The organism is Desulfitobacterium sp. (genome assembly GCF_035539115.1).
GTDB lineage: Bacteria > Bacillota > Desulfitobacteriia > Desulfitobacteriales > Desulfitobacteriaceae > Desulfitobacterium_A.
Genome location: NZ_DATLJA010000098.1, coordinates 1 through 20,010, shown reverse-complemented (window position 1 = coordinate 20,010; position 20,010 = coordinate 1). Strand labels below are relative to the sequence as shown.

The window sequence follows — 20,010 nt, the reverse complement described above, 5'->3', positions numbered from 1 at the left end:
ATTCTAATATAACCCTCTGGAAATATTGAAAGCACGCTAGGAAAACCATTCTTTTCCTATCGTGCTTTCTTTTAGTTTGATTCAACAACCTGAGAAGACTTTTTGGGCAGTTTCTTCATTTCGCGAAAGAGTAAGGTAGCCGTCAAAAGCACAGACAAAGCATCCGCAATCGGTGCCGTTCTCCAAACTCCCTCAATTCCCCAGAAGTGGGGCAAGATGATAAGGAGTGGAATGAAGAGGAGCACTTGTCTCGATAAGCTGAGGATCGTGGATTGAACGGGTTTGCCTACAGCTTGGAAATAATTTGAGCCTACAATTTGAAAGCCAACGATCGGAATCATGGCAAAGAACGTGACTAGAGCATGAGCCGCCAATTGCGTCAAAGCAGTATCTCCATTGCTAAAAAGCCCGATAATTTGGGTAGCATGGGTTTGAATGAAAATATAACCTACAATAGCGAGAATCGTACTCCCTATGATTCCCTTTTTCAAAGTTTCTTTCACGCGTTCATAGAGCTTAGCTCCATAGTTAAAACCGATCAAAGGCTGAGCACCCTGGCTGATCCCGACAATCGGCATAAAAAGCATCATCGCCACACTCATGATAATACCCGCCGCTGAAAGCGCTAAATCTCCCCCATAGACCATTAAGGTTTTATTTAAAATCGTTTGTTGCACACTATTGGCAATTTGCATCGCAAAAGGAGCAAAACCTATCGAAACAATACTCATAACGATCGGGATTTGGGGCTTAAGGTTTTTAAGTCTAATTTTAATTTTACTTCGGCCTTGAAGGAAATAACTGAGCACCCAAATTGCTGAGACCGTTTGGCCGGAGATGGATGCTAGAGCCGATCCTTTGATACCCAACCCCAGTTTAAAAATAAAGATATAGTTTAAAATCGTGTTCACCACTGTGCCAATAATTTGAGTTAACATGGCGACCCGGGGATTTCCTTCGGCCCGAATAAAATTATTCATCCCAAAAGAAATCGCTCCCGGAACTGCTCCCAGCATAATAATATGCGTAAAATCGCGAGCATAGGGTAAAACCTCTTGACTGGCACCAAACAGCTTTAAGATTGGGTCAGAGAAGAACAAATAGATTCCTGAAATTATTAAAGGTAATAGTACTAATAAGAGGGTAGCATTACCCGCTATTTTCTCTGCCTCTTCTTTTTTCTGTTCCCCGAGACGAATTGAGATCAATGCCGTTGCCCCAACTCCGATGAGCATGGCAACAGCCATTAAAATAATCATAATCGGAAAAGCAACAGTGGTTGCAGCGATCGCGATAGAACCTACCCCTCGACCCACAAATATTCGGTCAATAACATTATAAAGTGAATTCACCAACATACCGATGATTGCTGGCAGCGAAAATTCCAAGAGCAACTTGCCAATATTTCCATTTCGAATATCTAAATTTTTTGCCATAAATCACTTTCTCCTCTTTCTTTAATTCTAGAATTTCTATATCTTTTTCATAAACTTAACTACGAACTGTAAGCTTGTTAAAAAATGTTGGATTTCCACTAAATCAGCATCGCGCAATAGTTCATCCATTTTTTGCGCATATAAATTCATAACGCGATCCATCTCTTCCCTTCCCTGAGGACTTAGGGATATTAGAGACTTCCTTCGATCCATGGGATCATTTGAGCGGATCACTAAGTCCTTCTCTTCGAGCTGGTCGATTAGCGTGGTAAGACTCCCTTTTTCGATATCCATCAATTTGCCAATTTCGGTCAAGGTAATGTGGTCCTTTTGGTACAAAATATTCAAGATTTTAGTATGGTTCTTTTTTAAGCAGGGCATACAAATAGACTCATGTCGATAGCGATGAAGAAATTTCTCGTGGAATAGTCCCATGAAGGTAAATAACAGATCGTGAATTTCTTTCGCCTTATCAAAATTCATAAGAATCACCTCCAAACGCGAAGTGTATTGTTCATATCTGTACTAATTATCAGCTAAACTATTAGAATTCTAACAGTAAGAATACTTATCTATTCTAGTCGAAGAGACCGATCAAATCAATACCTAAAAATTATCCTAAGGACAATTTTTAGAAAAAAGCACGTCAGGAAAATTATTTTTTCCCAAACGTGCTTTTTCAAATTTAAATTAACGCACTTTCTCACTCAGCTTCAGAATTGCTTTCTGCTTGCCTTGATCAATTTTTATGATTTGATTTCCCAGAATCTCCGCTTCTCGAATATCGTGGGTCACTAATATAAAGGGAATCTGCCATTGATCTTGAACCTTGAGTAATTCTTGTTGAAGTTCACTTCGGGTATCCTGATCCAGAGCAGATAAAGGTTCATCTAAGAGCAAAAGCTCGGGTTCGATCATTAAGGCACGTGCCAGCGCCACTCTTTGTTTTTCTCCACCTGAAATCTCCGTTGGATAGCGCGCTTTAAGGTGCTCAATCTTTAAAATTTCAAGGACCTCGCCAACGGCTAGACTTCGATTGGAAGAACGCTCCTTTTTCTGCTTTCCGTATAAGATATTTCGTTCAACCGTCATATGCGGAAATAGATCATAATTTTGAAAGACATACCCAATGCGACGTTGTCTGGCGGGGAGATTAATCTGTTGTGCGGACGAAAAGACAACCTTTCCGCCAATCGTAATTTCCCCGCACGTAGGGTTTTGGAGACCGGCGACACACTGTAAAAGTGTTGTCTTGCCAGCACCCGAAGGACCGACAATAGCAAGAATGTGGTTTGACAAGGAAATATTGATATTGAGTTCAAAAGAAGGAAGTTTCTTTTCGAAATGCATATTAATCATCCAGGCTCCCCCTCTTTGCTCGGCGTTTCGATCCTTTGCCCCAGCGGTTCAGTCCGTAAATAACGAGGAAACTGAATACAGTCATGATCGAAACCAGAATTGTCGCTTCCCACGTCATTCCTGCTTCACTATAGAAGTAGATGGCCAGCGGCATGGTTTGCGTTTTTCCGGGAATATTTCCGGCAATCATCAAGGTCGCACCAAATTCCCCTAAAGACCGAGCAAAAGCTAACACAAAACCGGCAATGACTCCGTTCCATGCTAAGGGAAGAGTTATCGTCAAGAAAACTTTAAATTCCCCTGCGCCCAAGGTCCGCGCTGCTTTCTCGAGATTTGGATCAACACTTTCGATGGCTGCCTTTACAGACTGATACATTAACGGAAAAGCTACAACCACTGCAGCCAAAACCGCTCCCCACAAGGTAAAAACAACTCGGATATGGAACATTGACTCCAGGAGCTTGCCTAGTGGACCGTTCTTGCCAAAAACATAAAGGAGCATAAAACCGATGACGGAGGGTGGAAGAACCAAAGGCAAAGTGATGATTGACTCGACCACATCTTTTCCCAGAAACTCGCGTTTCGCCATATGCCCTGCTATAGGTATTGATAGACAGCTGACAATAAGTACCGAAGCGATAGCAACTTTCAAAGATAACAGAATAGGTATAAAGCTAAACTCCATAGAAATCTCCTGCAGTGACTTTATTTTACTAACAGAAAGTATGAATTTTCGGCAGATAGAAGCTTGGCGAAAGCCGGGTTTTCTTTATTCAAGGATTGAAAATCCATGCTTCACAAAGACTTGTTGTGCTTCAGGACTTTGCAGATACTTCAAGAAATCCTCAGCGACTTGCTTATTCTTCGTTGCCGCAACAACCCCTGCGGGATAGACAATGGCTTGGTGACTATCCGCCGGAACTGTCGCCACAACTGTAACCTTTGTTGAGCCTTGAACATCTGATTTATAAACAAGTCCAGCCTCGGCGTTCCCCATTTCGACGTAATTCAGCACCTGAGTAACATCTTTAGCGAATACAAACTTCGGTTGTAAGGTATCCCATAGTTGGAGCTTGATCAAAGATTCCTGGGCGTATTTACCTGCCGGAACAGACTCAGGCGTCCCGATGCTTATTTTCTGTACACTAGCTTGGGTAAGATCTTGAATAGTTTTGACGTCGGTATTATCTTTGCCTACTACGAGAACTAAGTCATTTCCTAAGAGGTTTATTTCGCTGTCTTTAACTAATAGATTCTTTTGATTAAGGGCATCGACTTGGGACTTTCCAGCAGAAATAAAAAGATCAACCGGAGCTCCCTGTTCAATTTGTTTTTGGAGTGTTCCAGAAGCGTCAAAATTAAACGTGAGCTTGACCCCAGGGTTCCTTTGCCTATAAGTCTGCTCTAGTTCTGTTAAAGAATCTTGCAAGCTAGCCGCAGCAGATACAATAATTTCTTGAGGTTGAACTTGAGCATTGCTTTTCGAAGAACCAGTTGTGTTGCCTGTTCCACACCCGCTTAAGATCAATAATAGGCTCAACAGCACTAACCACGAGAACCATAGTCGCTTTTTCATTCAATCCCCCCCTATCTTTGCTTAAGTTAATCGCTATTCATTTTAGTTCGTTAGCATTTGTTTATGTTCATTTACACAATCAGGATCATCGCATAAACTAACGTAAACAAACATAACTGTACTGCATCCTCATTATACGATATGTTATAATAAATTAGCAATAGAATTTAGCAGCAATCATTAAGCAGCGAATGCCAGACGCATTTGTTTAGAAGGACGGGTGAGCTGAGTTTGCCGAATGATATTTCTTATACGCCCGAAGAAGTTGCAAAGATACTTAAAATCTCGAAGTTTACTGTGTATGAACTTATTAAGCGGGGTGATTTAACCGCTTACCACATTGGCCGCAAAGTACGCGTTGAAGGCGCTGACCTCGAAAGTTATATTCAAAAAGCCAAGGGAATTCAATCACCCTTAGCCTCGATAGCCTCTCCTATTTCAACTGATCAAACCAATCATTATTTTTCGGCAGAGGAAGGCTTGGTGATTTGTGGTCAAGACATCGTCTTAGATATTTTAACGCGCCATCTGGAAAAGCAGTTTCCTCATATTCTGTTCTTACGTCATTATATAGGGAGCATTGATGGACTTATTGCGCTTTACCGAGGTCTAGCTAACGTCGTAACGGCCCACTTATGGGATAGCGATACTGACGAATATAACATTCCTTATGTTCGGAGAATGTTGCCGGGTCACCCTGCCACGATCATCAACTTGATTTATCGCATCGAAGGGTTCTATGTTGCTAAAGGAAACCCCAAGCATATCCTCACGTGGACGGACTTAACGAAACCAGATATTCGCTTTATTAATCGTGAACGAGGATCCGGTGCCCGTGTCTTGCTTGATGAAAAATTAAGGATACTTGGAATTAATCATACCTCGATCCAAGGGTACATTGAGGAAGAAATGACTCATGTGGCTGTCGCGAGTAAAGTTGCCCGAGGAGAAGCGGATGTGGGCTTAGGAATTGAGAAAGCTGCTCTGCAAGTCAACAATCTTGACTTTATCCCTTTACAAAAGGAACGCTATGATCTGGTTGTACATCAGGAAGACTTGGCAAAGCCTCATTTTCAAGCTTTAATGAGTATTTTAAATTCCCCCGCTTTTCGAAATGAAGTTCTCGGAATTGGCGGATATGATATTTCTCAGATGGGACAAATTCTTGCCAATTCCTAATCAAGTATGCTAGTCGTAGAAATATTAAAAGGTTGCCCTAAATTCCTTATGGAAATGAGGGCAACCTTTTAACCTCTCCCTTAGATGATACTATCTTACTTCCTGCATTCTTCTCCACTTTTCTCTCGTCTTTCGCTTAAGTATTCAAATGACGTTTTAAGTAATCGGATAAACTCTTTACTATCTTGTTCCCCTAAAAAAGCAACTAAGCCTTGGCTAAATTCGAGATGCTCCGCCTGCATCTCCTCCATGATGCCGAGGCTTTTTTCAGTCGGACTAACAAGGACAACGCGTCGATCCTTGGGATCTGGCAAACGCTCGATATATCCGCCTTCTTCTAACGAATTAATCATATGCGTTACCGCAGCAGGGGTAATTTTTAACCTCGTACTGAGATCGGAAACCTTTACCCCCTTAGTCGTTGTTGCTTTACACTCCTTTAACGTACAAAGCAACATAAATTCACTCATCCGGATGTCATGCTTTGATTTATCCTGCCCTCCGCTACGACGGAATCGCATCATTGTACGTGCTAACTCTTGAGCGAGTAGAACTTTTTCTTCAACTTCCGTAGGAAACACCTCCTCCTTTATTACTTATAATTTCATAAAGCCCTCGTGTCCTTAGCATCTTCAGCAATCTCCTAAGTATCTAAAATTTTTACTGACTAAAATAATAACTAAGCAGATTATTTGCTATTTAGCTAAATTTGTCAAATTTTTTCTGTCTTGTTCTTTCAAAAAAAGAAATGGGGACCTCAGTCTTTCGACCAAAGTCCCCACCAGGTTAGACTACCCTATCCAGTCTTAGCGACCGGCTTGTTGACGAAGAGTTTCTGCTTTATCCGTTCTTTCCCAAGGGAGATCCAGATCGGTCCTCCCAAAATGGCCATAAGCAGCAGTTTGACGATAAATTGGCCGACGAAGATCAAGAGATTTGATAATTCCTGCTGGGCGAAGGTCAAAATTGTTCTTGACCAACTCACCAATCTTCTCCTCGGAAATCTTACCTGTACCAAAGGTTTCCACGGAAACTGAAACAGGATGAGCAACCCCAATGGCATAGGCCAATTGAATTTCACAGCGATCAGCTAAACCTGCTGCAACGACGTTTTTAGCGACATAACGAGCAGCATAAGCAGCAGAACGGTCAACTTTTGTGGGATCCTTACCCGAGAAAGCACCACCGCCATGACGGGCCATACCCCCATACGTATCGACAATAATTTTCCGTCCCGTTAAGCCTGCATCCCCTTGAGGACCACCGATTACGAACCTGCCGGTTGGGTTAATAAAATAGCGGGTCTTTTCATCGAGGAGATCTTGAGGAACAACAGGTAAAACGACATGTTCTAAAAGGTCGCGGCGAATCTGATCTTGCGCAATATCCGGATGATGTTGAGTGGAGATAACAATTGTATCAATCCGTACAGGTTTGTTGTCTTCATACTCAACGGTAACTTGGGTTTTGCCATCTGGACGTAGATAGCCAAGGATGTTCATTTTACGAACTTCACTCAGTCGACGAGCCAAGCGATGAGCCAAGTCGATCGGCAGCGGCATAAAGCTATCTGTTTCATTCGTAGCATAACCAAACATCATTCCCTGGTCGCCAGCACCGATCGATTCGATTTCATCTTCGGTTATTTCTCCGTTTTTATCTTCTAGGGCCTTGTCCACTCCGAGGGCAATATCAGCGGACTGTTCTCCGATTGAGGTAAGAACTGCGCAGGTATCGGCATCGAAACCAAACTTAGCACGCGTATATCCAATTTCACGGATCGTTTGTCGAACGACACGCGGAATATCGACGTAGCAAGTTGTCGTAATCTCACCACTCACCAAGACTAGACCCGTCGTGACAGAAGTTTCACAGGCTACCCGCGCATTGGGATCTTGTGCGAAAATTGCATCAAGAATCGCATCCGAAATCTGATCACAGATTTTGTCAGGATGTCCTTCGGTTACGGATTCTGAAGTAAATAATTTTTTTACCACTTTTCGTCACTCCTTTGTTACACCGAGCAGCCCAGCAATCTCATCTCTAAGATGCCGAGCAACCTCCAGCTTATTCATTTGAGGTAAATCTATTCTTCTCCCATCAGGGAAGAGAAAGCTAACACTATTCGTGAAGCTGCCAAATCCAGAACCCGGGCGGGTTACATCATTGGCAACGAGCATATCAACGTTCTTCCGTCGCATTTTGTCCTGGGCATTGGCAATTAAGTTCTCAGTTTCGGCCGCAAAACCAACAAGGATTTGCGTGGACTTAATTTTTCCGAGTTCGGCCAGAATATCTGGATTGGGAACAAGTTCTACCCAAAGGCTTGTCCCTTGCTTTTTGATTTTCTGTGAGGCGTTTTCTTTCGGACGATAATCGGCCACCGCAGCTGCCTTGATAACGACGTCCATCTTCGGGAATTGTTCCAGAACAGCATCATGCATTTCCTGAGCGGTCATCACGGAAATCCGCTTAACTTCATGCGGAACAGGCAAATCTGTAGGTGCACTGACCAGAATAGTTTCCGCTCCTGCCTCCTGCAAAGCTTGAGCTATAGCATACCCCATTCTTCCAGAGGATCTATTTCCCAAATAGCGAACCGGATCAAGCGGTTCTTGGGTTCCTCCGGCTGTGACTAAGGCCTTCTTACCCTCCAGCAATTTTGAGGAAGTTAAGAAGTCTACCAGTATTTTCACAATCTCGACGGGTTCGCTCATCCGCCCGTCTCCGTCTGTCCCACAGGCTTGAAACCCAGTGTCCGGCCCGATGACTCGCACCGAACGGGTCCTGAGCGTTTCCAGATTCTGTTGAGTCGCTGAATGATGGAACATGGCATGATTCATGGCTGGCGCGACAAAGATTGGGGCCCGTGTAGCCAAAAGCACCGTCGAAAGAAAATCATCCGCAATCCCGACCGCCATTTTGGCCAATAAATTAGCCGTAGCCGGGGCCACTAGTACGGCATCGACATGCTCTGCTAACGCAATATGCTCCACATTCCAACGTTTGGGTTCTTCAAACATTTCCACATGGACAGGATTCATGGACAAGGTTCGCAAAGTCAAAGGAGCAATGAATTCCGTTGCTCCCTTGGTCATAGCAACATGCACCTCTGCTCCTAACTTGCGGAGTCGACTAACAACTTCAGCCGATTTATAAGCCGCAATCCCGCCCGAGACTCCAACCAATATTTTTTTCCCGCGAAGCATTACTTTAGGCCCTCGTTCGTAAGCTCAAAACGGAATTTACCTTTCGCAATATCTTCCAATGCCTGACTCACGGGTTTAACCCCATGGGCATTTGCCTGGAATTCCGAATCTTCCATTAAGATCCGGGCACGCTTAGCAGTAGCGAGCACTAGCGTATACTTACTATCAACCTTGCTCATCAATAAATCAAGGGAAGGCTGTTTCATCATTACACCCCCTGGAAATCATAAGATTTTCTTTTAACACGACACTTTTCGGCGACAAGAATGCATTTTAGTTTGTCAACCGCCTTTTCTAGCTCATCATTGACAATGACATAATCATATTCTGTCACATACTCAAGTTCGCGCGTAGCTGTTTCTAAACGTTTACGGATAACCTCTTCAGATTCCGTACCTCGTTTATGAATCCGCTCTGAAAGTACGCTCATGGACGGCGGTATCACAAAAATGAAAACGCCATGAGGAAATCGTTCTTTAATCTGAAGCGCACCCTGAATCTCAATTTCCAAGATAACATCGGTACCGGATTGGAGAGCTTGTTCGACAGCAAATAGAGGAGTGCCGTAATAGTTCTCACAGAATTCAGCCCATTCGAGAAGTTCGTTCTTTTCTATCATCGTCTGAAACTCTTCCCGTGTACGAAAGAAATAATCTAACCCATCCACTTCACCCGGCCGTGGGTATCGGGTCGTTGCGGAAACTGAATATTGAACATCTGGCAACTTCCGTCGAAGCTCATGACAAATCGTCCCTTTACCCGCACCTGAAGGTCCTGAGAGAACAATCAATAATCCATTATGTTTTTCCACTCTGACCCCCTTAATCTGCTGGGTCCTCAAGATGGACGTTGGCGTCCTTGCTGGACAAACGATGCGCGACGGTTTCGGGTTGGACTGCGGAAAGAATGACATGATGACTATCACAGATAATCACTGCCCGCGTCCGACGTCCATAAGTAGCATCGATAAGCATTCCCGCATCCCGTGCTTCCTGGATAATACGCTTAATGGGGGCAGACTCCGGGCTCACAATAGAAATAATTCGGTTAGCTGAGACGATGTTGCCAAACCCTATGTTGATCAGTTTGATATCCAAGTTAAACCCTCCGTTACTCAAGATTTTGGACCTGTTCTCTGATTTTCTCCAGTTCACTTTTAACCTCGACCACGAGTTGAGCGATACTTAAATTATTCGCTTTTGAGCCAATTGTATTGATTTCCCGATTCATTTCCTGCACGAGAAAGTCGAGTTTTCGTCCTACCTTCTCTGGACTTTGTAAGGTTTGACGGCCTTGATCTAAATGACTTTGTAAACGAACCAGTTCTTCGGTAATCGAAACTCGGTCCGCAAATACCGCTACTTCATTGGCAAGCCTTGCTTCGTCCAAAACAGAATTCTCCCCTAATAAGAGTTGAATTCTTTCCCGTAGACGACCTTGGTAATCAGGAACCATGCTCTCCGCAAAGCTCGAAATTTGATCTTTCTCAGTTAAGATAACCTCTAAACGCTTGAGCAGATCTTCCGCAAGCTTTTTTCCCTCAATCTGGCGCATCTCCAAAAAAACATTCAGCGCATCACTCACAGCACCGTGTAAAGTCTCCCATAAAAGCTCTAAATCCAGTTCCTCGTCTTCAACAGCAAGGACTTCCGGTAAAGCGGTTAAACGGTAGATATCGGTCTCATAGGGTGCTTCAAGGGAAAAAGCGAGTTCCTTCAAGGTTTTATCATACGACAGGGCTAAATCTTTGTCAACCTTCACCAATCTCTTTTTTTCTTCCGTTTCCTTGACATTGACATAGACATCAAGACGGCCCCGCTGAATTTTTTCCTGAAGGAGCTTACGAATTCTTTCTTCAAAACTCATCATATTTCGAGGTACCCGAATCGAAGCCTCAAAGAAACGGTGATTGACTGATTTTAATTCAACCGTAAATTGATAACCATGGCCTGAGGCTTCCCCCCGCCCAAAACCGGTCATACTGTTAGCCATAAAAATTCACCCACTTCAATTGAAATGATCGTTCAAGATTTCTCCCTTAAACACGTAGGTTGCTGGCCCAGTCATGTAAACCTGATTATCCAGCTTCCATTCAATAAACAAGTCTCCACCGGGAAGGTGGACTGTTACGGCTCGCTCCGTTTTTTTATTCAGGACACAGGCCACAACCGAAGCACAAGCTCCCGTACCACAGGCAAGAGTGGGACCCGCTCCCCGCTCCCAGACCTTCATCGTGATTTTCGTTGGCGAATCGACGCGAATAAACTCCACATTCGTCTTGCGCGGAAAAAGTGGGTGTTTCTCAATAGCTGGGCCGAGATGTTCAAAATCGAGTTTCTGGTAGTCCTCGACAAAAATGATACAATGCGGATTTCCCATGGAGACTGCCGTAAAGTTAAAAACCTCCCCCTTAGCCTCGAGTTGTGCCCCAACAATGGGTTCTCCTTGCGCTAAGATGGGGATCAGCTCAGCCTTAAGGATCGGTTCCCCCATATTGACCTGAACACCCGTGATCTCTCCTGCTTCAAGCTTCAAATTCAAGGTGAGAATTCCGGCCAAGGTTTCAACCTTCAGCGGATTCTTCTGAACGTAGCCCTTATCGTAGATATAACGAGCAAAGCAACGTATTCCATTCCCGCACATTTCCGGTTCTGAGCCGTCAGAATTAAAAATCCGCATTCTCGCATCCGCCACCTGCGAAGACAATACGACGATTAACCCATCGCCACCTACTCCAAATTGGCGGTGACAAAGTTTTCGTGCTAGTTCCGGATAATCCGGCTGTTTTTCTTCTGACTGTTTATCAAAATGGTCAATAAAAACAAAGTCATTTCCTAGGCCATGCATTTTTATGATTTCCACGGTAATCCGGCCTCCCTTAATGAATTGAATCACGTCAGCTCAAGAATACTATCGTTTGTTACTTAGGTCAACTTAGAACCGGAATGATGTAATAAGCGACTATTGCTAGAAGGGCAAGAATTATTGCTAGCTTAAATAGCTTCTTAACAATAGTTGTCAGGATGGATATTGCTAACACGGCTAGAACTCCATATTTTATCACTTGAGTATTATCCGTTAAAATAGAACTGATAAATAGCTGAAACATCGTTTTCTCCTCGCAAACTTCTTATTATTTAATAGTAATTCTGCAAAATCCTTCAAATTCCTTTTCTCCAGATGGAGTTTAAAACTCCGGGCCACTTTGATTCTTCGCAAGTGACCCGGAGTTTATAAAAATAACGATTTCTGTTAGAATTTCACTTTCCTCCAACGATCGAGGTACGGCCCTGCCCTGCATTCATAACCAAACGCCAAAGGCCAATTAATATGGACGGTCCACCGGCTAGCGTTAAGATGATTCCCCACTGCCAAAGCTGCAGTGGAGCTGTTTTGAAAATAGCCTGGAGCGGAGGCAAATAGATTACACTCAGTTGCATTAAGGTCGAGGTTGCAACCGCGGCTACTAAGTAGAGATTGGAGAATATTCCAACTTCGAAAATGCCGCGTGTTTCAGACTTACAATCAAAAACATGAAACAGTTGAGAGAAGACTAAGGTGCTAAACGCCATCGTGCGGGCGCTTAACATATTTCCTTCTAAGAAGAGCTCCGCAATGAACACGATTAACGTCCCAAGTCCAATCATCGTACCGCGGATGACAATTTTCCGCGTTAACCCACGAGCGAAGATGCTCTCTCCTGGCGCTCGTGGTGGGCGGCTCATAATATCTTTATCCACCCCATCAACGCCTAAGGCCATAGCAGGTAATCCATCAGTAACAAGATTGACCCAAAGAATCTGAATTGCCAATAGCGGGAGTGGGAGTCCGACCAGCGTAGCCAAAAACATGGTTAAAACTTCTCCCAAGTTACACGAGAGCAAATAACGAATAAACTTACGGATGTTATCATAGATGCCCCGACCTTCCTCAACTGCTGCAACGATCGTCGCAAAATTATCATCGGCCAGAACCATCGCGGAAGCCTCTTTCGTCACATCTGTTCCGGTTTTTCCCATCGCTATCCCAATATCTGCTTCCTTCACTGCAGGAGCATCATTGACCCCATCTCCAGTCATGGCCACCACTTGGTTATTTTTCTTCAACGCACGCACAATGCGGAGTTTATCCTTCGGAGTGACCCGAGCATAAACTGAGATATCCATGACCCTCTTGGCCAGTTCCTCATCGGAAATTTGTTCAAGTTCTGTCCCCGTCATTATTCCTTGAGAATTTCCCCTCAAGATCCCAAGCTCCTGAGCAACTGCTTCTGCAGTTAACCGGTGGTCTCCCGTAATCATGACCGGCTTAATTCCAGCACGGCGGCAGACTTTAATTGCTTTGCCCGCACTCGCTCGAGGAGGGTCGATCATCCCCATCAAGCCAACAAAGACAAGGTTTTCTTCAACCCGCGCGTCCTCTTTCTCTCCTTCCTGCAGAGATCGCTCAGCGACTGCTAACACCCGTAAAGCCTTGCGCGCCATTTCATCATTAGCCCGCATAATCGTTCGGCGTCGGATATCATTGAGTTCGACGACACCCTCAGAAGTAAGTTCACTTTGGCAATGTCTGAGGATGACATCCGGAGCTCCCTTGACATACGCTTTCCGTCCACGTTTTCCCTGATAGACAACACTCATCCGTTTACGATCTGAATCAAAGGGGATTTCTCCAATCCGTTCCTCTTTCCGTTCTAAGACCTCCCGCCAAATCCCAGCCTTTGCTGCGGCAACTAACAAAGCCCCCTCAGTTGGATCTCCTTCAATTCCCCAAGGGGATTCTTTACTGGAAGAACGGAAGAGTCCCGCAACCTGTACCCCTTTCCGTGTTAAGGAGGAATTATTACATAAAGCCGCAACTTTCAAAGCTTCATTGAGCGGGTCCTTCCCCTTCATCGGATCTCCGCCGTGAAATTCTCCTTTCGGATCATAGCCCTGTCCAGTCACGGCAATCATGCGGCGATCCGAATAAATCTGGCGTACGGTCATTTCATTTTGCGTCAGCGTCCCAGTCTTATCTGAGCAAATCACGGTAGCACAGCCTAAAGTTTCTACCGCTGGAAGCTTGCGCACAATTGCTTTTCTTTTGACCATTCGCTGAACTCCGATAGCCAAGGCCACGGTTACAATCGCCGGAAGCCCTTCGGGAATAGCGGCAACGGCCAACGAAACTCCGGCAAGAAACATTTTATAAAAGCCTTCTCCTCGCCATACGCCGATTGCTACAACCAGTGCGCAGACGGCAAGACTAATGAGGACAAGATACTTGCCCAATTGGTCCAGACGTTTCTGGAGAGGGGTCTCCTCATCCTCGACGTTCTGGATCATTCCCGCGATAATTCCCATTTCTGTCTCCATGCCAGTAGTTACAATGACTCCTGCGCCACGTCCATTGACAACTACTGTCCCCATGTACCCCATATTCGCCCGATCAGCCATCGGGGTCAGTTCATCCGTTAAGGCTGAAACTATTTTGTTGACGGGGTGAGATTCGCCCGTGAGGGCTGATTCTTCCACTTCGATATTGACCGCTTGGATCCAGCGAATATCCGCAGGTATGCGATCTCCCGCTTCTAATAAGACGATATCTCCAGGCACAAGATCAGCTGCCGGAATCCGTGTTTCCATTCCATCCCTGAGTACCCGGGCTTCTGGTGCAGTTAAGGATTTAAGGGAATCGATCGACTTTTCCGCTCGGTATTCCTGAATAAACCCGAGGATGGCATTCACTATCAGGATCGCCATAATTGTAATCGCGTCCGCTATTTCGCCTAATAGCCCCGATACGATCGTCGCTGCTAACAGGACTAAAACCATGAAATCCTTAAACTGCCCTAAGAATACGAAAACGGGATGGGGTCCTTTTTTTGTCTGGAGCATATTTTTCCCAAATTCGGTTAGGCGGTGATTCACCTCTTTCAGGCTTAAACCCTTTCCCGGATGCACTTCAAAAGCCTTTACTACATCGAGCCAAGGCAAAACATGCCATGCTTGCTGCCGCATTTCTTTCCTCCTCCTTTAAATCCTGTCCTAGCTTTTTGTACATGCTTATTCAGAAGGGAAAAGAAAAATGACCAGGAATTATGGTATACTAGATCAACGTTTGAAGTGTAGCATCATTAGGTGATGGAATTTCAAATCACGAAAGGAGTTCTCCTTATGGCTCTAGATGGCATAACCCTTAATCATCTTGTCAAAGAACTCGCGCCTCAACTCATTGGAGCGCGCATTGATAAAATAAATCAACCTGAGAAAGAAGAAATCCATCTCTCACTCCGTAATCAAGGGCAATCCCTGCGCTTACTTTTAAACATTAACGCCACCGCTGCCCGCTTACATCTCACTCAAGAAAACAAAAAAAATCCGACGTCTCCCGCTATGTTCTGCATGATCCTGCGCAAACACTTGGAAGGCGGGAAAATTCTGAACGTTGAACAGATCGGGCTTGAGCGAATAGTTCTGATCACCGTGCAAAACTACAATGAATACGGAGACCTTGCCACGCTCCAGCTTTATCTGGAAATTATGGGCAAACATAGCAACCTGATCCTCGTCGATCCCGAGAAACAGCTTATTCTAGACGGGATCAAACGCTATTCGCATGCTGTGAGTCGGCACCGAGAAGTTCTGCCGGGTCGGACCTATATCGCCCCCCCTACGCAAGGGAAATGGGACCCTATCTCTGAAGAAGAAACGTTTCGATCTGTGCTTCTAAACGAAGAAATCTCAAGTAAGTTAACTGACCTTCTCGTCAAACGCTTTGCCGGAATTAGTCCGGAACTCGCGCGGGAAATCATCACTCGGGCCGGACTCAATCTGACGATACGGCTTGAACAATGCGGAGATATCGACCTTTCCCGGGCTTTTCAAGGATATCTTACCCTGGCCAATCCCCAGTCCCTAGCTGAGATCAGGCCCTGCCTTTATTATCAAGAAGGTACTCCCTCGAAAGGTTTACCAACAGCTTTTACGTTTGTTCCCTTTCAGCAATACCAGGGATTAACCGGCGAAACCTTTTCTTCCCTAAATACAGCGATCGAGCATTTCTATCATGTTAAAGCTTCTAATAATAATCTCGAAGCAAAACGCGGCTCACTCCGCAAAATCGTCCAAGAAAGTCTTCACCATATGAATAAAAAGCTCAGTATTTATGAAGAAGCCATGGAAAATGCCGAGAAAGTGTTTAAATATCAGCGCTGGGGTGAGTTAATCACCGCTAATCTTTACCGGATAACACCTGGGATGACGGAAATCGTCGTCGAGGATTATAATGAGGAAACTCTCCCGAAAATTACGATTCCCTTAGATGCCCAACTCAGCGGGATTGATAACTCCCAACATTTTTACCGACTTTATAACAAAGCCAAAGTAACCATCCAAAAGACCGAACCCCTTAAAGTCGCGAGCTTCAACGAGGTAAACTATTTGGAATCCGTTCTTCTCAGTCTCGAGCAAGCCTCCACGCCCTCAGAACTTGAGGAAGTCCGCAAAGAATTAATCGACGAGGAATATCTTGCCGGTAAACATACCCGTAAAACCAGCCCCCAAAAAGCCGGCAAATTCCCGAGCAAGGGAAACGCCAAGAAAAAGCAAGGAAATAAACCGGAAGCTCCCCAACCCAGAACCTATCAATCCAGCGCAGGCCGGATGATTCTTGTCGGGAAAAATAATCGTCAAAATGACTGGCTGACCTTAAAAAAAGGCCGTCCTCAAGACCTTTGGCTCCACGTTAAAAACATTCCCGGTTCACACGTCCTGATTCCCCTCGAGGATGGAGAGGAATTCCCGGATGACACTACCCTCGAAGAAGCAGCCGCTCTCGCCATTCACTTTAGCCAGGCCAAAGGCTCGTCGCTTGTGCCCGTAGATTATACGCATGTTAAAAATATTAAAAAGCCTAATGCCGCCAAACCTGGTATGGTGATCTATGAAACCAACTGGACCCTTTATCTCACTCCGCAGCCAGAGGTTATTGAGCGTTTATTAGCCACGGAGACAGAGAAAACGGAAGAGTAAGTCACAATAAATGATTAAGGGACAGGCTGCAGCCTGTCCCTCTTTTTTCTATTCAACCCCAACGCCTTGAACACCGCGTCCTCTGGACATCTTCCTTATTAAGTATGATTCTATGAACGTTTTGAGACGAGCTGCCTATATTAAAACTAGGACAGGGAATCTTGGGTAGAAAATTCGTTGGGTTAGCCATTCTTAATCTTATAGACCTTCGGGTCAAATTTATAAGAAAGAAGGCTATACCATGGCAGGATTCGGATTAAGTCCATTTGGATTCCCCTCTGGAGCCGCCCCACTGTTTTTAGGGCCTAGAGCACCGTTTGTATCTATTATTGCTCTGTTTGATACCTTCCCGATCGGCGCCCGGATTGAAATCGGAATGGATGCGGGTTTCTGGGTTGGAAACTTTGGCGGTATCCAAGATGGTGTCGCACTGTTGACAAATGCAGTTCTTCACTCCAACATTGGGACTCCCATCGATGGTATCCGTCCAATTGTCCGTATCCCGATTCGGGGTATCACCTTTGTGAGCACCTAATAATCATCAGCAAGAGAGCAGCTATTAAAGCTGCTCTCACGGTAACCATTTATTAGATAATCACCTTTTCCGAAAAGCTAATAGATGAGATTTTTTTAAGCATTTTATGGGGGTTACTATAAACCCCAGCCCCTCTTAAGAAGACGCCTCCTGGAAAGACGTCTTCTTTTAATTAAAAGCTATCTTCAATGTGACCATTTCCAAAATTGCTTACTATCACAGTCAATGTAATGACCGAACCCCATCTACCCCTTTACCTCGCCATAATATTTGGACGAGAATTAGTAACCTCCAAAGAGTAAATGGCATAGACTTATATTAGCTAGTCCATTCATCTTGTCTTCTGTATTTCACAACGAAGGGGGGCAATGATATGGATAGATTTTTCTTTCCTTGCCATTTTTCCTTCCACCAATTTGATGAATTTAGATTTAACCGTTTTAGATTTCCAATTATCCCCTTTTTCCTTTTCAATTCAACCCCATACCTCCACTCCGATATAGCCCATTGCAGATAACGGTCGTTATTGGCAATAAGCCGACTCTCCCTTAGTTTAGGAAAAATCGGCTTATTACAACCATATATTGTCTTGTCGTGGGTTTTACGTCATTATGTCTATATCAACGGTATAGGAAAGTCCATGGCCATTCCCCTTTAATTTATTTATTAGATGAATTTGTAGGTATTCCGTATTTAGATGCGTTATTAAAATAATCCATATAATTCATAGAACCGGCATAGTTGAATTTCTTAGTATTGCTATCAAAATCAAAAACTAATATTGTTCCACTAAAGCTGGAACCGTAGTTACCTTTAACAGCAATTCTATTAGGTGCCAGTTGTATGACTTCTTCTCCTGCATTAGTTAAACTAAAATTGGGGTTAGGTAAGGGATTTGCTGATGCCATTTGATTATTTGTAGGCTTAATTGCAATGACTATTAGGCATAATAATATTCCCAGCAGTATAAATTTAGTAAATTTATTGTTCATAATAATTCCTCCTGTTAATTCAGCTGATCTAAAAATATGAAAATAAAGCTCCCTTATCAAAGCCGTGCATGGCCGCGTAGATTTGAGTATGGTTCATATAACTTTTTATGTCAATAACACCAGCATTCTATCAATACGGATACTGGTGTTATTGTTTATTTAACTCTCGCAAATTCATATATCGAGCTGAAGCAATGTTTCTACAACGTCCCGCTAATGCTTAAGCCAGAATGACTTGCTGTAGCAAACCAATCAAGAGTACCAACTCTATACATATCAACAGTATAGTAAAATCCTAGGCCAAACCAAGATGGAGATTGGAAATATTGCGCTGAAGCTTCATAATAAGTCTGATTAGATATTAGGTTCGCAAAACTACCCCAAACAGGCGTAAACGCAAAATCAGCATAAGGGGAACCAACTCCGCCTTGACTGACTACCATATTTGTCGCTGTATTAAAATCACAGGATAAACTGGCTGCTGCGAGTACGCCTAAAGACATCGAAACGGTACTTTTATTAGTGAAAGGAGTCGGTGCAATACCATTTATTATGCCAGAACTATTTGAAGTTAATTTAATATGCACACCACCCGATAAATATCCGGAATATGGTGTTACAGTAACTCCACCTTCTCCAATACACCAATACTTTAAATTACTATCAGGATTAGTAGGACTCTTGTAAAGATTAAATGACCATCGGACCATAACGAACATAAATGAATCATAATCAGGCCACCCTACTACAGCAGGCCAGGATGAGTACAAAGCAGCTTGAGCCGGTTTTATAGTTTGGATAAATGATTGTTCGCTATTTTTGTGTGATGAAATAACATCATCATCTCTTAAAGCGATAATGATGACTTTTAATACTTCATCCGAATTATTTATTTCAACATTCATTTTTGCAGGCTGAATGTTGCCAGAAGAATCCTTAAACATCGAAACCGCTACAGTTGTCAATTGTTTAGATTGATCACCTGTCTCTACCTCTGTCAAACCTTCTGGTATTTTTTCTCCCATTAAACTGTAATTTTTGTTGTGATGTCCTCTTTGTTACTCAACTTTCGCAGAGCGAAAGTTGAGGTATGTACATTAAAACACCAAAACTTAATAGAAAAAGGGGAGAAAATGTAAATGGAAAAATTAATGAGAGTGTTGGCGCTTGTTGTCTTAGGTACTTTATTATTAAGTAACGTTGCATTAGCTACCCAAACTACACAGGCTACATCAGATGAACAATCTATTCAATCTCGTTATACTCAAAATGAATTAAATCAGATCAGAGAAATCAAAAATGAAGTTGTAAAGCAAGGTGCGGTCACTTTAAACACAGATGGAACCATTACGGTCAATGCTAATGCCGCCACACTCGGAGTTGATGAGAATATATTCAAAGAATATATTCAAAGAATATATTCAAAGCGTGGAAAATATAAACGACATAGTAAAATTAGGGGTAGTATCTTTCGATAAAAATTTTGAGCTTAAGGTTAAATCTCAAGATGAAATTTCAAAGATAATTTATCAACGAGATAAAGAATTACGGCAGAGTGGTAAGCATAGTAATAATGATTCTGGTGCAGAAACCCTCTGATTTTTTCATCAAAAAGCAGGAATCTACCTCAATTGTGTTGAATTATATAGTATAGTGGAGATAACCATAGATATCTCAATATAATTTATCTATACTGTAGTTTGAGGTGA

The 20,010-nt window shown here is 43.5% G+C and carries 20 protein-coding genes; 4 read left to right on the top strand and 16 right to left on the bottom strand.

Features of this window, described 5'->3' with window-relative positions; all coding sequences use genetic code 11:
• Window positions 1–71: 71 nt before the first annotated feature.
• From VM640_RS15670 to modA, 5 genes are all read right to left on the bottom strand, one after another.
• Window positions 72–1,436: an MATE family efflux transporter gene (locus VM640_RS15670; protein ID WP_325393897.1), complete on the bottom strand. Its 1,365-nt coding sequence runs from the start codon at window positions 1,434–1,436 to the stop codon at window positions 72–74.
• 36 nt (window positions 1,437–1,472) lie between these two features.
• Window positions 1,473–1,919 (bottom strand): MarR family winged helix-turn-helix transcriptional regulator, encoded by a 447-nt coding sequence (locus VM640_RS15665; protein WP_325393896.1) that lies wholly within the window; start codon window positions 1,917–1,919, stop codon window positions 1,473–1,475.
• A 207-nt stretch (window positions 1,920–2,126) separates the two neighbouring features.
• Window positions 2,127–2,795 (bottom strand): ATP-binding cassette domain-containing protein, encoded by a 669-nt coding sequence (locus tag VM640_RS15660; protein ID WP_325393894.1) that lies wholly within the window; start codon window positions 2,793–2,795, stop codon window positions 2,127–2,129.
• A complete protein-coding gene (gene modB, locus VM640_RS15655) occupies window positions 2,788–3,480 on the bottom strand; it encodes a molybdate ABC transporter permease subunit (RefSeq protein ID WP_325393892.1) in 693 nt (230 codons plus the stop codon). Before modB ends, VM640_RS15660 begins: the two co-directional genes overlap by 8 nt.
• 84 nt (window positions 3,481–3,564) lie before the next feature.
• Window positions 3,565–4,371, bottom strand: a complete 807-nt coding sequence (gene modA / locus VM640_RS15650; RefSeq protein WP_325393890.1) for a molybdate ABC transporter substrate-binding protein — start codon at window positions 4,369–4,371, stop codon at window positions 3,565–3,567.
• A gap of 231 nt (window positions 4,372–4,602) precedes the next feature.
• On the opposite strand from modA, the gene VM640_RS15645 reads away from it, so the two are divergent.
• Window positions 4,603–5,550 carry a helix-turn-helix transcriptional regulator gene (locus VM640_RS15645; protein WP_325393888.1) on the top strand — a complete coding sequence of 316 codons (948 nt, stop codon included), beginning with the start codon at window positions 4,603–4,605 and terminating at the stop codon, window positions 5,548–5,550.
• Window positions 5,551–5,645: 95 nt separating this feature from the next.
• On the opposite strand, the gene VM640_RS15640 is transcribed toward VM640_RS15645, so the two are convergent.
• The 9 genes from VM640_RS15640 to VM640_RS15600 form a co-directional block, all read right to left on the bottom strand.
• Complete coding sequence (locus VM640_RS15640) at window positions 5,646–6,131, bottom strand: MarR family winged helix-turn-helix transcriptional regulator (RefSeq protein WP_325393887.1); 486 nt, start codon at window positions 6,129–6,131, stop codon at window positions 5,646–5,648.
• A gap of 225 nt (window positions 6,132–6,356) precedes the next feature.
• A complete protein-coding gene (gene metK, locus VM640_RS15635; RefSeq protein ID WP_325393885.1) occupies window positions 6,357–7,547 on the bottom strand; it encodes a methionine adenosyltransferase in 1,191 nt (396 codons plus the stop codon).
• Window positions 7,548–7,553: 6 nt separating this feature from the next.
• Window positions 7,554–8,759: a bifunctional phosphopantothenoylcysteine decarboxylase/phosphopantothenate--cysteine ligase CoaBC gene (coaBC, locus tag VM640_RS15630; RefSeq protein WP_325393883.1), complete on the bottom strand. Its 1,206-nt coding sequence runs from the start codon at window positions 8,757–8,759 to the stop codon at window positions 7,554–7,556.
• Window positions 8,759–8,965, bottom strand: coding sequence for a DNA-directed RNA polymerase subunit omega (gene rpoZ, locus VM640_RS15625; protein WP_325393946.1), 207 nt, complete (start codon window positions 8,963–8,965; stop codon window positions 8,759–8,761). Before rpoZ ends, coaBC begins: the two co-directional genes overlap by 1 nt.
• A gap of 2 nt (window positions 8,966–8,967) precedes the next feature.
• Entirely contained in the window at window positions 8,968–9,570 is a 603-nt protein-coding gene (gmk, locus tag VM640_RS15620; RefSeq protein WP_325393881.1) for a guanylate kinase, read from the bottom strand.
• 10 nt (window positions 9,571–9,580) lie between these two features.
• Window positions 9,581–9,856: an extracellular matrix/biofilm regulator RemA gene (gene remA, locus VM640_RS15615; protein WP_325393879.1), complete on the bottom strand. Its 276-nt coding sequence runs from the start codon at window positions 9,854–9,856 to the stop codon at window positions 9,581–9,583.
• Window positions 9,857–9,869: 13 nt separating this feature from the next.
• The gene (locus tag VM640_RS15610) at window positions 9,870–10,751 is read right to left on the bottom strand and encodes a YicC/YloC family endoribonuclease (protein ID WP_325393877.1); all 882 of its coding nucleotides are present in this window, start codon (window positions 10,749–10,751) and stop codon (window positions 9,870–9,872) included.
• Between the two features lie 15 nt (window positions 10,752–10,766).
• The gene (gene dapF, locus VM640_RS15605) at window positions 10,767–11,621 is read right to left on the bottom strand and encodes a diaminopimelate epimerase (protein ID WP_325393875.1); all 855 of its coding nucleotides are present in this window, start codon (window positions 11,619–11,621) and stop codon (window positions 10,767–10,769) included.
• A 398-nt stretch (window positions 11,622–12,019) separates the two neighbouring features.
• Window positions 12,020–14,761 (bottom strand): calcium-transporting P-type ATPase, PMR1-type, encoded by a 2,742-nt coding sequence (locus VM640_RS15600; RefSeq protein WP_325393873.1) that lies wholly within the window; start codon window positions 14,759–14,761, stop codon window positions 12,020–12,022.
• Between the two features lie 156 nt (window positions 14,762–14,917).
• Between VM640_RS15600 and VM640_RS15595 the strand changes: the two genes are divergently transcribed.
• Window positions 14,918–16,774: an Rqc2 family fibronectin-binding protein gene (locus VM640_RS15595; protein ID WP_325393871.1), complete on the top strand. Its 1,857-nt coding sequence runs from the start codon at window positions 14,918–14,920 to the stop codon at window positions 16,772–16,774.
• A gap of 241 nt (window positions 16,775–17,015) precedes the next feature.
• Window positions 17,016–17,309: a hypothetical protein gene (locus tag VM640_RS15590; protein WP_325393869.1), complete on the top strand. Its 294-nt coding sequence runs from the start codon at window positions 17,016–17,018 to the stop codon at window positions 17,307–17,309.
• Window positions 17,310–17,968: 659 nt separating this feature from the next.
• On the opposite strand, the gene VM640_RS15585 is transcribed toward VM640_RS15590, so the two are convergent.
• Both VM640_RS15585 and VM640_RS15580 read right to left on the bottom strand, forming a co-directional pair.
• On the bottom strand, window positions 17,969–18,301 hold the full coding sequence (locus VM640_RS15585) for a hypothetical protein (protein WP_325393867.1): 333 nt from the start codon (window positions 18,299–18,301) through the stop codon (window positions 17,969–17,971).
• 200 nt (window positions 18,302–18,501) lie between these two features.
• A complete protein-coding gene (locus VM640_RS15580; protein ID WP_325393865.1) occupies window positions 18,502–19,326 on the bottom strand; it encodes a hypothetical protein in 825 nt (274 codons plus the stop codon).
• Between the two features lie 114 nt (window positions 19,327–19,440).
• Between VM640_RS15580 and VM640_RS15575 the strand changes: the two genes are divergently transcribed.
• Window positions 19,441–19,779 carry a hypothetical protein gene (locus VM640_RS15575; RefSeq protein WP_325393863.1) on the top strand — a complete coding sequence of 113 codons (339 nt, stop codon included), beginning with the start codon at window positions 19,441–19,443 and terminating at the stop codon, window positions 19,777–19,779.
• Window positions 19,780–20,010: the final 231 nt, after the last annotated feature.